Source organism: Acidovorax sp. 99 (assembly GCF_003096455.1).
In the GTDB taxonomy this organism is placed as follows: domain Bacteria; phylum Pseudomonadota; class Gammaproteobacteria; order Burkholderiales; family Burkholderiaceae_C; genus Acidovorax; species Acidovorax delafieldii.
In genome coordinates this window covers 3545717-3559602 of the sequence record NZ_QEKU01000001.1, presented here as the reverse complement: position 1 = coordinate 3559602, position 13886 = coordinate 3545717, and the positions used below count along the sequence as shown (strand labels likewise).

Below are 13886 nucleotides of genomic sequence, written 5' to 3'. Positions count from 1 at the left end.
CACACCCGATATTGTGCGGGGCGGCGCCCTCCTACCGCAGGCGGATGATTAGCGATTGCGCCGCGCGCTGCGTTCCCCGGCCCCGATGGCCCCCAGCATCAGCACCACACCCGCCATCTGCCAACCGCCCAAAGTGTGCTGAAAGTACAACCAGTCCACCACGATGGCGACCGTGGGGTAAGCAAACTGCAGTACCGCCACCCGGGCCGTCGCCAGGCGGGCCATGCCTGCGTACATCAAGGTATACGCCAAGCCGGTGTGGATCAGCCCCAACCCACCCAGCCATGCCCAGGAGACTCCCCAGGCAGGCCAACCGTGTCCCACGGGGGCCACCCACAGCACGGCCGCACCCAGCGCACATTGCCACCACGCGAGGGTCCCCAGCGGCAGCACCCCCAAGCGTTTGGCGACCACGGTGACGGTGGCTGTGCACAGCGCACCGATCAGGCACAGGCCCACGCCCACCCAGTAGCCTGGCGCGTGGCTACCGCGCGATGGAGCCACCCCCTCCGCAACCCCCGTGGCCAGGACCAACCCCACCATGGCGACCAGCACCGACACCACGCGCTGCCGGGGCACGGACTCTTTCAACCACCAAGCCCCCAGCAGCAACACCCACAGCGGTTGCACATGGAACAGCACCACCGCCACCCCGGTGGGCACCTGCTGGATCGCGGTGAAAAACAGCCACCAGCTCGCCAACATGAGCCCACTGAGCAGCAACACCCACGGCAAAGCAGCCCAGCCCACCCAGAGCCCCCGCCGAAGTCCCGACCATGACCGGTTGCGCCAGGCCATCCACAACGTGAGCCCAATGAGGCCAAACGCGCACCGGAACCACGTCACTGTCAACGGCGCCGCCTGCGCCTCGTGCACAAACACGCCGATGGTGCCCAGCAGCGCGTTGCCCAGCACGAAGGCGACCCAGCCATCCAGCCGGCGGGCATCCGGCAGCACGTGGGCAACGGCCACAGGTGAAGCGGACGCTGGAACCACGGGTGCGGATGTGCCGGAAACGGTAGAGGAAGACTGCTGCATGCCCGCAGTGTGGCTGCCAGCCTTTGCAATCCAAAGCGCATAATTTATAAACCAACCATTCGATCATCGAATACATCATCACTGGGATAATCCATGAGCTACCGCGATTTGCAATTCGATTGGCTTCAGTGCCTGGTGGCTGTGGTGGATGCAGGCTCGCTCTCCGGCGCGGCGGCCGAGGTGCACCGGTCCCAGTCGGCGGTCAGCATGCAGCTAAAGAAGCTCGAAGACGCTGTAGGCCACCGACTGCTGGAGCGCGATGCCCGCAAGCAGCACCTCACGCCCGAGGGTGAAACCCTGCTGGGCTATGCGCGCCGCATTCTGGAACTGCACGCAGAAGCGCACGACGCACTGAACGGCGACGCCCTCACAGGCCGGGTGCGGCTGGGGGTGCCGGATGACTACGCAGCGCGCTACCTCACGCCTGTGCTCAAGCGCTTTGCACCCCGTCACAGTGCGGTGGAGATTGAGCTGGACTGCGAGCAGTCCACCGCACTCATCCCGCGTGTGGCCAATGGCGACCTGGACCTGGCCCTGATCTCGCGCGACCACGCACGCCGGGGCACGCTGCTGTTCCATGAGCCCATGGTGTGGGTGGGGTCGGCGCAGTTCGAGTTGTGGAGGCGTGACCCGCTGCCGATTGCGGTGTACGAATCGGCCAGCCTGGCGCGGCGCGGCGCCATCCACGCGCTGGCGCAGCAGGGGCGCCGCTACAAGGTGGTCTATCACAGCTCCAGCCTGGCCGGGCAAATTGCAGCGGTGGAAAGTGGCCTGGCCGTGGCCGCCCTCACCCACTGCAGCGTGCCACCGCAGCTGCAGGTGCTCGGCGCCGAGCAAGGCCTGGGGCCACTGGCCCCTATGGAGGTGGCCGTGTACCGCAGCCGCGCATCGCGCGGCTCCAAGGCGGTGGACAGCCTGCAGAACCTGCTGGTGCAGACCCTGCGGCAGTCGGGCGGCGCCCGCGTGACCGGCTGAGCGCCTAAGGGCCTGAGTACGAGATGGGGCCTATTTTCTGGAGAGTGCTGCGCTGCGAATGCCCTGCAGCGTGCCCGTGGGCGTGATCGCCTCGGGATCGATCAGGCAGTGCAGCACGCTGGGCAGGCCACTGGCGCGGGCACGGGCCAGCGCGGGGGCAAAGTCTTCGGTGCGCTCCACCCGCTCGCCATGGCCGCCAAAGGCCTGGGCGTAGGCCTTGAAGTCGGGGTTCTTGAGCTGCGTGGCGCTGATGCGGCCGGGGTACTCGCGCTCCTGGTGCATGCGGATGGTGCCGTACATGGCGTTGTCCAGCAGCACCACGATGATGGGCAGGCCGTACTGCACGGCGGTCGCAAATTCTTGCCCGTGCATGAGGAAGTCGCCATCGCCCGCAAAGATCACCACCTCGCGCTGTGGCCACAGGCGCTTGCCGCCCACGCCTGCGGGCAGACCGTAGCCCATCGACCCGCTGGTGGGCGCCAGCTGGCTCGCGTAGGTGGTGAAGGGCCAGAAGCGGTGAATCCACGTGGCAAAGTTGCCTGCACCGTTGCAGAAGATGGTGTCGGCGGGCAGCACGTCTTTGAGGTGCTGCATCACCTGGCCCATTTGCAGGTTGCCAGGGATGCGGATGGGCGCCGTGTCGCTCCAGGCCAGGTACTCGGCATGGGCCGCTTCAGCGTGCGCCTTCCAGGGCACTGCCGCCGTGGGTCGCACAGAATTCAACGCAGAAGTGAAAGCCTGCGGCGTGGCGTGGATGGCCTGGGTAGGGCGATACAGCTTGCCTAGCTCGTCCGCATCGGCATGCACATGCACCAGGGGCTGCGCGGGCGTTGGGATGTTGAACAACTCGTAGCCCTGCGATGGCACCTCCGACAAGCGACCGCCCACCACCAGCACCAGGTCCGACGCCTTGAGGCGCGCCAGCAGCTTGGGGTTGACGCCCAGGCCCAGGTCACCGCCGTAGCAGGCATGTGTGGCCGGGAACAGCATCTGGCGGCGGAACGAGCAGTACACCGGAATGGACCACGCTTCGGCAAACGCGGTGAACTCGCGCACCGCGTGCTCAGACCAGCGGCTGCCGCCCAGGATAGCCACGGGATTTTTGGCGGCTTGCAGGCGCTGCGCCAGCTCGGCCATCTGCGCAGTGCCAGGGTGGGTCTCCGTAACCTGGTAGGGCAGCGCATCGGCCACGGTGGCGGCCTCGGTCAGCATGTCTTCGGGCAGCGCCACCACCACGGGGCCAGGGCGGCCCGAGGTGGCGACATGGAATGCGCGCGAGATCAGCTCCGACACGCGCGCCGGGTCGTCAATCTGCACCACCCACTTGGCCATGGTGCCGAACACCGCGCTGTAGTCCAGCTCTTGAAACGCCTCACGCCCCATCGCTCCGCGCGCCACCTGGCCTACGAACAGGATCATGGGGGTCGAATCCTGGTGCGCAATGTGCACACCGGCCGATGCATTGGTGGCACCGGGCCCGCGCGTCACAAAGCAGATGCCGGGCTGGCCTGTGAGCTTGCCCTGCGCCTCGGCCATCATGGCCGCCCCGCCCTCCTGGCGGCATACCGTCACGCCGATGTCGGCATCGTGCAGGGCATCGAGCACGGCCAGGTAGCTTTCGCCGGGCACGCAAAAGAGCTGCTTCACACCATGGGTGATGAGCTGCTGCACCAAGATCTGGCCGCCGGTGCGGGGGGTGAGGGAGGTCGTGTTCATATCAACGGTATCGGATCAGAAATTCAGAACAGGGCCTGGCAGGCGCGCTGGATGCGCGCGCAGGCTTCTTGCAAATCAGCGGTAGAGGCTGCGTAAGAGATGCGGAAGTATGGCGCCAACCCCAGCACACCACCGGGCACAACCGCGACATGGTGCTCGCGCAGCAGGTACGCACAAAAGTCGGCATCGGTGCGCAGCAGCATGCCGCCCGGCGTGGTGCGACCCAGCACACCTTCGCAGCTGGCAAAGGTGTAGAACGCGCCCTCGGGCAAACGGCAGCGCAGGCCGGGCGAAGCATTGAGTGCGGCCACCACCAGATCGCGCCGTTCCTGGAACGCTTGGCAGCGCTCGCGCACCACGTCTTGCGGCCCCGTGAGCGCCGCCACGGCCGCCGCCTGGCTGATGGACGAGGGGCAGGACGTGGCCTGGCTCTGCACCACGGCCATGGCGGCAATCAGCGCCTTGGGCCCTGCGCCATAGCCGACGCGCCAGCCGGTCATGGCATAGGCTTTGGAGACACCGTTCACCGTCAGCGTGCGATCGCGCAGTGACGGCAACACAGCAGCGGGCGTGGCAAAAGCGCGGCCGTCGTACAGGATGTGTTCGTAGATGTCGTCCGCCAGCAGCCACACCTGCGGGTGGCGCTCCACCACTTCCAGCAGGGGCAGCAGCTGCTCGGCACTGTAGGCGGCCCCGCTGGGGTTGGAGGGCGAGTTGATGAACACCCAGCGCGTACGCGGCGTGATGGCGGCCTCCAGCTGCTCGGGCGTGATACGAAAGCCGTTGGCCTCGGTGCAGGGCACGACCACGGGTACACCGCCTGCAATCAGCACCATGTCGGCGTATGACGTCCAGTACGGCGCGGGCAGGATCACCTCGTCGCCAGGGTTCACCGAGGCCATCAGCGCGTTGTAGAGGATCTGCTTGGCACCCGCGCCTGCGGTGATCTCGTTGAGCTGAAAGTCCAGCCCGTTGTCGTGCTTGAACTTGTGCTGGATGGCGGCTTTCAGCTCGGCCGTGCCGTCCAGCACCGTGTAGTGCGTCTCCCCCCGCGCCATGGCCTGCTGCGCGGCCTCCAGGATGTGGGCCGGCGTATCGAAGTCGGGCTCGCCCAGGCCCAGCACGATCACGGGCTGGCCCTGGCGCTTGAGCTGGTTGGCCTCTTGCGTCAGGCGCACGATTTCCGAGACGCCGATGGCGCCGAGGCGGTCGGCCGCGCGGAAGGCCGTGGCGGGGATGGCAGCATTCATTGCTGGTAAGTCTCCAGGGGCTTGTCGTTGGGGGTGGTGAACAGCTGGCGCAGCGTGGTACCCAGCGGCAGGTTCAGGCTCATGTTCTTGGGCGGAATGGGGTTCACAAACCACTTGGTGTAGATCTTTTCCATCTCACCGCTTTGCATCAGCTTGGTCAGCACACCATCCACCGCAGCCTTGAAGGTCGGGTCGTCCTTGCGGAACAGCAGTGCAATGGGCTCGGCGCCCAAGGGCTCGCCCACGATGCGGTAGGCCGAGGGGTCTTTGGAGTTGGCGATCATCCCGGCCAGCAGGTTGTCGTCGAGCACAAAGGCATCGGCACGGCCGGTCTCCAGCAGCAAGAAGCTCTCGTGGTGGTCCTTGCCCAGCACGGTCTTGATCGGGGCGCCGCCCAGCGCGCGTTCTTGCTTGCGCAGCAGTTGCACGGCGGTGGTGCCGGTGGATGCGGCAATGGTGCGGCCTGCGAGCTGGCTGATGGACTTCAGGTCCGAATCCTTGCGCACTGCCATGCGCACTTCGCTCACATAGGTGGTCAGCGCAAAGGCCACCTGCTGCTGGCGCGCGGTGTTGTTGGTGGTGGGGCCGCAGCCGATATCCAACGTGCCGTTTTGCACCAGGGGCAGCGTGTTCTGCGCCGTCACGGCCATGTATTCGAGCTTGGCGTCGGGCGCGATCTCCTTGAGCACGCGCTCGCACAGCTCGACGTGGTAGCCCACGTATTTTTCGTTGGCGCCCAGCGCGTAGGCCATGGGCGGCGAGGTCTCGCGCACGCCCAGCACGGCCTTGCCGCTGGTCTTGATCTTCTCCAGCGTGGGCTGGGTGACCGTCTGCGCCTGTGCGGTGGCGGTGACCATGCAGGCCAGGGCCAGGCCTGCAGCGATCGCCGTAAAGGTCTTGCGGGAAATTGCCATGTCGTTGTCTCCGTGTGTGTTGTGGTTGGCAGGTGGATGAATTGGTGAGAGAGAAATCGGGCGGCCGGGTGACGCTCAAATCACGTTCTTTTCGAGCAGCGGCGCGTTGCGCGCAATGCGTTCAATGGACAGTGGCGAGAGGTCTAGGCTTTGGTAGCTGCCCGTGAGCAACAGCTCGGCCACGCCCCGGCCCACAGCCGGGCACTGCTGCAGCCCATGGCCCGAAAAGCCGTTGGCAAACACCAGGTTGTCGCACGCCGGGTGCAGGCCCACGATGGCGTTGTGGTCGAAGGTGTTCATCTCGTAGTAGCCCGCCCAGGCGCCCTGCATGCGCAGCGCCTCGAAGCCGGGGATGCGCTCGGCCAGCGTGGGCCAGATGTGCTCTTCGAACGCGGCGTACTCGGGCTCCAGCGGGGCAAAGTCGGCGTCGTTGTCCGCATCCGGCGCAAAGCCGCAGATAAAGCCTTGGCCCTCGGGCCGCAGCCAGATTCCGCTGGTGTCGATCAGCAGCGGGCAGCCCGGCAGCGTGGCGGGGCTGGCCAGGTTGAACACCGTCCGGCGCTTGCCCACCACGGGCAGATCGATGCCCGCCCAGCCTGCAATCGCTGCAGCCCAAGGGCCACCGGCATTCACGGCATAGCGGCATAGCAGCACGGTGCCGCTTTGCAGGCGCACCGCGTTCACGTGCAGCACGCCATCGCTGGCCGCCGTATCCAGCCCCACGGCCTCATCGGCCACGTAGCGCACACCTTGGCTTTGCGCTTTTTTTCGCAAGGCCGTGAGCAGCAGGTAGCCATCGAACCAGCCTTCGCCCGACAGGCCCAGTGAGCCCAGCACCACATCCTGCAACGCCAGCCACGGAAAGCGCTCGGCCAGTTGCTGCGGACTCAGCAGCGCCACATCGGCGCCATGCTGCTTCTGCAGTGCATGGTTTTCGCGCAGCGTGGCCTCGCCCGCCTGGGTGGCCAGGTACAGATAGCCGCCTTCGTGCAGACCAATGTCGGGCACATCGCCGTTGCACGCCAACAGCGTGCCGACGTTGCGCAAGAAGCCGATGCCAAACGCCGAGATCTGGATGTTGATGTCGGTAGAAAACTGCTGGCGGATCGAGCTGGCCGACAGCGCGGACGATGCACGCGCGTACGTCGGATCGCGCTCGACCACCACCACCTCGCAGCCCGGTTGCTGCAGCGTGAGGAAGTACGCAATGGCACTGCCGATGACACCACCGCCAATGATGACGATGGGGTGTGAAGCCTTAGCGATGGACATGAACGGGGCCAGCAGCGCGTGGCTTACACGTCAAACGTCACGCCCTGCGCCAGCGGCAAAGCGGTGGAGTAGTTGATGGTGTTCGTCGCCCGGCGCATGTAGGCCTTCCAGCTGTCCGATCCCGCCTCGCGGCCACCGCCGGTTTCCTTCTCGCCGCCAAACGCTCCGCCAATCTCGGCGCCGCTGGGGCCGATGTTGACATTGGCGATGCCACAGTCCGAACCGGCGGCTGACATGAACTGCTCGGCCTCGCGCACATTGAGCGTGAAGATGGACGACGACAGGCCCGCGCCCACGGCGTTGTTCATGGCAATGGCTTCGTCGATGCTGCTGTACCGCACAACGTACAGGATGGGCGCAAAGGTTTCGTGCAGCGCGGGGCCTTCGTGCTTTTGCAGCTCCACCAGCGCGGGGCGCACGTAGTACGCATCCGCACCGCCAACGCCCTCCACACGGCCGCCGCCGTGCACCGTAGCGCCCAGTGCGCGGCTTTGCTCCAGCGCCTTTTGCATGCCGTCAAAGGCCATGCGGTCGATCAGCGGGCCCACCAGCGTGCCAGCGGTGCGCGGGTTGCCCACCTGCACGTTGGCGTACACCTTGGCGAGCTGGGGCACCAGCTGGTCGTAAATGCTTTCGTGCACAAACAGGCGGCGCAGCGTGGTGCAGCGCTGGCCCGCCGTACCCATGGCGGCAAATGCAATGCCACGCAGGGCCAGGTTCAGGTCGGCCGTGGGCGCCACGATGGCCGCGTTGTTGCCGCCCAGCTCCAGGATGCCGCGCGCAAACCGCGCTGCCAGGCGCGGGCCCACGGCGCGGCCCATGGCGGTGGAACCGGTGGCCGACAGCACGGGCACGCGGGCGTCGTCCACCAGCACCTCGCCAATGTCGCGCTGGCCCACGATCAGCTCCAGCAGGCCTTCGGGTGCGTCGGCGCCAAAGCGTGCAATGGCACGCTGTGCGATGGCGTGCGTGGCCAGGGCGGTGAGTGGCGTCTTTTCCGAAGGCTTCCACACCACCGAATCACCGCACACCAGTGCCAGCGCGGCGTTCCACGACCACACGGCCACCGGGAAGTTGAAGGCAGAGATGACGCCGCACACACCCAGCGGGTGCCAGGTTTCCATCATGCGGTGGCCGGGGCGCTCGGTGGCAATCGTCAGGCCGTACAGCTGGCGCGACAGGCCCACGGCAAAGTCGCAGATGTCGATCATCTCCTGCACCTCGCCCAGGCCTTCGGACGGGATCTTGCCCGCCTCGATGGTCACCAGCAGGCCCAGGTCCGCCTTGGCGGCGCGCAGCTCTTCCCCCAGCAGGCGCACCAACTCGCCCCGGCGCGGTGCGGGCACATTGCGCCAAGCCTGGAAAGCCACATGCGCGCGACCGATGGCGGCCGTGGCATCGGCCGCGCTTTGCTGCGGCACCTGGGCCAGCACCTCGCCCGTGATGGGCGAGCGTGCAGCCAGTGTGCCGCCCGTGTAGGCGGCGCGGGGCACGCCCAGGCGTTGCAGCAGTTGATCGACTTCGGACACAAGGGGTGTGGCGGCAGGGGTTGCAGACATGGCGAGGCTCGCAAAAGTGAATGGGGGGCGGATAGAAGGAAGCGGCGTGGGAGAAAGCACGTGATCAATGCGCCAATATCCGCCAATCGTGCCGTGCTGGATAGCAAAAAAATGGAACTACTTGATCACAAATCAGCATGAAGTGCCTGAAAATTGCAGAGCTACCAGCGCTTGATGCACTAGCGCTACAGCCGAAAACCATGCACAACGTGACAGAGCCGCTCATTCCCCCTGCGCATGATCCACGCCATCACCCCACATGACTCTGCTGCGCCGCACCTTCCTGCCCTCCACCGCCGACCTGCTGGCCTTTGAGGCCGCCGCCCGCCACCAGAGCGTGTCGCGCGCGGCCGAGGAGCTGCACCTCACGCAGAGCGCGGTGTCGCGCCAGATCCGCCAGTTGGAAGAGCAGATCGGCACCGCACTCTTTCACCGCGTACGCCAGCGTGTGGTGCTGACCGACGCGGGCCGCGTCTACGCGGCCGACGTGCAAAACGTGCTGCAACAGCTGTCGGCCAGCACACAAAAGGCCATGGCGTTTTCCAGCACCGATGGCCTGCTCAACCTGGCCGTGCTGCCCACGCTGGGCACGCGCTGGCTCATACCGCGCCTGGGCGGCTTCATGGCGCTGCACCCTGAGGCCCTGGTCAACTTCTCGGCCCGCACCGAGCCGTTTGACTTTGCGGGCACACCGTTCGACGCGGCCATCCACTTCGGCACCCCGCACTGGGCGGGCGCTGTGTGCGAATACCTGATGCACGAAGAAACCGTGCCCGTGTGCAGCCCTACCTACCGCGACCGCCACGGCATCCACACCCCGCAGGATTTGACCCGCGTGGTGCTGCTGCAGCAAAGCACCCGCCCCACGCAATGGGCTGAATGGTTTGAGCTGGTGGGCGCCCCCACGGCCCTGGCCCTGCGAGGCCCCCAGTCCGAGCACTTCGCCATGATCGCGCAGGCTGCGGTCTCGCACCTGGGAGCGGCCCTGCTGCCGCGCTTTTTGATTGAGCAGGAGCTGGCGGCAGGGAGCCTGGTGGAGCTGTCAAACCAGGTGCTGACCAGCACCGATGCGTATTACTTGGTGTACCCAGAGGCGCGGGCGCAGACGCCGCTGGTGAAGGCGTTCAGGGATTGGGTGGTGGGGGAATGCGCGGGGCAGAAGCACGAGTGAGGACGTAGGTTGCCGATTACTTTGCATCGCGAAAAAACAGGCGAAAGGCACCTCTAGCGATTTTTGAATAAGCGCTACCAGCTATCAAAATTGAAGTAGGTGCATCTGTACGCCAGCTATCGACCAAGAGCGGTCGCTGATGGAATCAATCAGCAGACATTCGACACCTCAGTTACCGGAAAAGGGCTAGCGGCCCAAGGACGCCAGCAAGCACAAAGATGACCAAGAACGTCGCCGCGTACCAGCGCGCGAACGATTGCACCGCTGCAGGTTGCTTGCGACCTGAAAAGCGATTTATTGAAAGTCTTCCGTGCTCGGGATGGAACCAGGATGCGCAACAAATACTGGCCCACAGAATGACGAGAAGTGGCACTGCGATAAGCATGAGCGTCGGAAGCGCCACTCGCCCAGGAACTACAAGAAGAAATACGAAGGCAAAAATTGCCGATATAACGAAAAGTAACCCGGCAATAAGAGCTCGACGAAACGGATGGAGTCGTACGCTGAGATTCGTGAAGAAGTTCGGGATCATAGGGATTTGAATTCGCGGCCTAACGTAATGTAGACCGCACCAAGCCGCAGGCCATATCTGGCGCCTGCGGTCTAAATCGGTACGCGAAAAGCGCCGCAAGGGGCTTGTAGGCTAGCTGCGCGGTACGTTTTTGTATACAAATACAGTACTAAATTTGACCATGAAACCCGCCGCCCCTCCTGTGTTGCGCGCCGCACGTTTGCTGGATCAAGTCCGTGAGCGAATTCGTTACAAACACTATAGCCTGCGCACGGGGCTAGGCCACGCCATGGGGCTGGTCATCGTCAGATGACGGGTTTGTAGCGGTGAACTGGCCGACTGCTTTGGGTCCAAAACTGCCCGCCCTACTCCCCCGCCACCCCAATCGCTAACCCCTGCGCCCCACCCCCCAGGCTCTGCGCCGGCCGTCTCAACGTGGCATCAAACGGATTGATCTTCGGCCCGATCGCGGCCGCCTCGCGTTTGAGCAACTCCACGACGGTCGGCAGACGGTCATCGTTCAAGCGCGCGGAGATAGTGCCCACGCTCAATGCAGCGACGGCGCGACCTTCGCGGTCCAGTATGGGTACGGCCACACCGGCCATGCCTTCCAACAACCCGGTATTGCGCCCCGCATAACCCAGCTGGCGCACACGCTCGATTTCGGTGCGCAGATAGACCTCGTCAAACACGCCGTACTCGCGCACACGCGACAGGTTGAAGCGGATGACCTCTTCGCGCTCGGCCTCAGGCAAGAAGGCCAGGATGGCCAGCGCGCCCTGCCCCACGCCCAGGGCCACGCGGCCGCCGATGTCGCCGGTGAAGGAGCGGATGGGAAACGGGCCCTCGCTGCGGTCCAGACACACGGCATCGAACCCGCTGCGCACCAAGAGAAAGATGCTGTCACCCAGGCTGGCGCACAGGCGCAGCAGCGCGGGGCGGCACAGGCTGCGCAGGTCGCCGGGGTTGCCCGCTTTGGCAGCCAGGGCGAAGAAGTCCATGCTCAGGCGGTAGAGCTTGCTGCGCTCGTCCTGCTCGACCATGCCCTCTGCCACCAGCGATTGCAGCAAACGGTGCGTGGTGCCTTGCGTGAGGCCCACGGCACGCGCCAATTGGGTGACTCGCCCGCCCTCGGCCTGCACGGCCGACAGGGCCCGGATGACGGCAAACACCCGGGGTACGCCGCCGGTGGCGGTGGATGCGGCTTCCATACCTCGCTCCTGTGGAATTCGTTGATCAAACTGAAGGCATCATATTTCATTGAACGGAATAAATTCAATAAAAATTCTGATTAATGGAATACCCGAAGCATTCTGGTTTGTTTATTGCAATAGATTCAATTGAATCGAGCGGCTGTTCCAGCCTTTGTGCGGCACTTGCACCACCCCGGTGCAAGCACACCGAAGGCCCGCAGCCCATCCATGCAACTCCACAGCAGGTGACACGCACAGCCCCCCAGGCAAACCGTGCGATGCCACCACCGGAAAGGCTTTCGCCATGTCGTTTCTCAAGCTCACGGATGTGACCAAGTTCTATGGCAGCACCTGCGCGGTGCAGTCCATGAACCTCACGGTGCAAAAGGGTGAATTTGTGTCGTTGCTGGGCCCGTCGGGCTGCGGCAAGACGACCACGCTGCAGATGGTGGCGGGGTTCGAGCCGGTGACCAGCGGGCGCATCGAGCTCGATGGCAAGGACATCACCCACGCCAAGGCCAACACGCGCGGGCTGGGCATTGTGTTCCAGAGCTATGCGCTGTTCCCGCACATGACGGTGGCGGCCAACGTGAGCTTTGGGCTGGAGATGCGCAAGGTGCCCAAGGCCGAACGCGCCGAGCGCGTGGCCCAGGCCCTGGCGCTGGTGCATCTGGAGCAGCACGCCACGCGCTACCCGCGCGAGCTGTCGGGCGGCCAGCGCCAGCGGGTGGCACTGGCACGTGCGCTGGTGATCGAGCCGCCCGTGCTGCTGCTGGACGAGCCCCTGTCCAACCTCGACGCCAAGCTGCGTGAGGAGATGCAGTTTGAGCTGCGGCAGATTCAGCGCAAGGTGGGCACCACCACCATCATGGTCACGCACGACCAGAGCGAGGCCATGTCCATCAGCGACCGCGTGGTGGTGATGGAGGCCGGCCGCGCCACGCAGATCGACCACCCGCACCGCGTGTACGAGCACCCGCGCACGCGCTTCATCTCCACCTTTGTGGGCAAGGCCAACCTGCTGCCCGGCCAGGTAACGCATGCCAATGGCACGCACACGCAGGTGAAGGTGGGCGCCCTCACGATGGAGGTGGACGGTGCCCGCTACCGCCCCGGCGCCGCCGTGCTGCTGAGCGTGCGGCCTGAAAAAGTGCAACTGGTGCCCGCCGTGCAGGGCCGGATGGATGGCCAGGTGTGCGAGCGGTTCTTCCTGGGCAGCCAGTGGCTGTACCGTGTGGGCACCCCCGTGGGCGACCTGATGGTGCTGGCGCCCAACGACGGCCGCGCTGCGCTGGCCGAGGGCGAGCGCACTGGCGTGGACTGGCCCGACCACTGCATGCGCCTGCTGCCCGCCGATGAAACTGCCCTGGCCGAGCTGGAGGCCGAAGACACCGCCGCCGAGGTGGCGCCATGAGCCTGGCCACCACCTTGCTGCACAAAAAGGCTGCGCCCTGGTGGCTGTCCGGCCCGGCGCTGGTGCTGTTCACGGTGCTGCTGCTGGTGCCGCTGGCACTCACGGCCGTGCTGTCGTTCAACGCGTTCGACCCGGCCACCGGGGTGAAGGCGGGTGAGTTCACGCTGGAGCATTACGCCCATGTGTTCACCGATTCGTATTACCACACCATCTTCTGGCGCACGTTCTGGATCGCGGGGCTGGTCACTCTGATCTGCGTGCTGATTGGCGCACCCGAGGCCTACATCCTGAGCCGCATGGGCAACCCGTGGCGCTCCATCCTGCTGCTGGTGGTGCTCGCGCCGCTGCTGGTGTCGGTGGTGGTGCGAGCTTTCGGCTGGAGCATGCTGCTGGGCCCCGAGGGGCTGGTGAATGGCGCGCTGCAACTCGTTGGCATCGGCCCGGTGAAGATGCTCTACACCGAGATCGCGGTGGTCATCGCCCTGGTGCATGTGATGCTGCCCTTCATGGTGATCCCCGTGTGGACCTCGCTGCAGAAGCTGGACCCCGGTGTCGAAAACGCCGCGCTGTCGCTGCAGGCCTCGCCCTTCACCACGCTGCGGCGCATTGTGTTGCCGCAGGTGCTGCCTGGCATCCTGTCCGGCAGCCTCATCGTATTCGGCCTGGCGGCCAGCTCGTTTGCCATCCCCGGCCTGCTGGGCGGGCGGCGGCTGAAGATGGTGGCCACGGTGGTGTACGACGAGTACCTGCACGAGCTGAACTGGCCCCTGGGCGCCGCCATTGCGCTGACGCTGCTGGTGGCCAACCTCGTGGTCATGCTGAGCTACAACCGCTTGGTTGAAGGCCGCTACAAGAAAGCGCTGGGCTGAAACT

At 65.4% G+C, this 13886-nt stretch carries 11 protein-coding genes and 1 pseudogene; 5 read left to right on the top strand and 7 right to left on the bottom strand.

Translation table 11 applies throughout. The features are described 5' to 3' along the window. Positions 1 to 48 precede the first annotated feature (48 nt). On the bottom strand, positions 49 to 996 hold the full coding sequence (locus tag C8C95_RS16495) for a DMT family transporter (protein ID WP_243415709.1): 948 nt from the start codon (positions 994 to 996) through the stop codon (positions 49 to 51). Between the two features lie 135 nt (positions 997 to 1131). Between C8C95_RS16495 and C8C95_RS16490 the strand changes: the two genes are divergently transcribed. Continuing rightward, positions 1132 to 2013, top strand: coding sequence for a LysR substrate-binding domain-containing protein (locus tag C8C95_RS16490; protein WP_116749285.1), 882 nt, complete (start codon positions 1132 to 1134; stop codon positions 2011 to 2013). A 30-nt stretch (positions 2014 to 2043) separates the two neighbouring features. Here the strand turns inward: C8C95_RS16490 and C8C95_RS16485 are convergent, their stop codons facing one another. The 5 genes from C8C95_RS16485 to C8C95_RS16465 form a co-directional block, all read right to left on the bottom strand. Further along, positions 2044 to 3729 (bottom strand): thiamine pyrophosphate-binding protein, encoded by a 1686-nt coding sequence (locus C8C95_RS16485; protein WP_116749284.1) that lies wholly within the window; start codon positions 3727 to 3729, stop codon positions 2044 to 2046. A gap of 23 nt (positions 3730 to 3752) precedes the next feature. Continuing rightward, positions 3753 to 4979, bottom strand: coding sequence for a pyridoxal phosphate-dependent aminotransferase (locus C8C95_RS16480; RefSeq protein ID WP_116749283.1), 1227 nt, complete (start codon positions 4977 to 4979; stop codon positions 3753 to 3755). After that, a complete protein-coding gene (locus C8C95_RS16475; protein ID WP_243415780.1) occupies positions 4976 to 5836 on the bottom strand; it encodes an amino acid ABC transporter substrate-binding protein in 861 nt (286 codons plus the stop codon). Before C8C95_RS16475 ends, C8C95_RS16480 begins: the two co-directional genes overlap by 4 nt. A gap of 132 nt (positions 5837 to 5968) precedes the next feature. After that, positions 5969 to 7165 (bottom strand): FAD-binding oxidoreductase, encoded by a 1197-nt coding sequence (locus C8C95_RS16470; protein ID WP_116749281.1) that lies wholly within the window; start codon positions 7163 to 7165, stop codon positions 5969 to 5971. A gap of 23 nt (positions 7166 to 7188) precedes the next feature. Then, positions 7189 to 8724 (bottom strand): aldehyde dehydrogenase family protein, encoded by a 1536-nt coding sequence (locus C8C95_RS16465; protein ID WP_116749280.1) that lies wholly within the window; start codon positions 8722 to 8724, stop codon positions 7189 to 7191. Between the two features lie 259 nt (positions 8725 to 8983). Between C8C95_RS16465 and C8C95_RS16460 the strand changes: the two genes are divergently transcribed. Both C8C95_RS16460 and C8C95_RS23865 read left to right on the top strand, forming a co-directional pair. Next, positions 8984 to 9895 carry a LysR family transcriptional regulator gene (locus tag C8C95_RS16460; protein WP_207780612.1) on the top strand — a complete coding sequence of 304 codons (912 nt, stop codon included), beginning with the start codon at positions 8984 to 8986 and terminating at the stop codon, positions 9893 to 9895. A gap of 692 nt (positions 9896 to 10587) precedes the next feature. Beyond that, positions 10588 to 10680 (top strand): annotated as a pseudogene (locus C8C95_RS23865) (integrase); the annotation flags it as partial. Positions 10681 to 10771: 91 nt separating this feature from the next. On the opposite strand, the gene C8C95_RS16450 reads toward C8C95_RS23865, so the two are convergent. Further along, entirely contained in the window at positions 10772 to 11617 is an 846-nt protein-coding gene (locus C8C95_RS16450) for an IclR family transcriptional regulator (protein WP_116749279.1), read from the bottom strand. A 286-nt stretch (positions 11618 to 11903) separates the two neighbouring features. Here C8C95_RS16450 and C8C95_RS16445 point away from each other — a divergent pair, with 286 nt between their 5' ends. Together C8C95_RS16445 and C8C95_RS16440 are read left to right on the top strand one after the other, a co-directional pair. Continuing rightward, on the top strand, positions 11904 to 13013 hold the full coding sequence (locus C8C95_RS16445) for an ABC transporter ATP-binding protein (protein ID WP_116749278.1): 1110 nt from the start codon (positions 11904 to 11906) through the stop codon (positions 13011 to 13013). Beyond that, positions 13010 to 13882: an ABC transporter permease gene (locus tag C8C95_RS16440; RefSeq protein ID WP_056061263.1), complete on the top strand. Its 873-nt coding sequence runs from the start codon at positions 13010 to 13012 to the stop codon at positions 13880 to 13882. Before C8C95_RS16445 ends, C8C95_RS16440 begins: the two co-directional genes overlap by 4 nt. Positions 13883 to 13886: the final 4 nt, after the last annotated feature.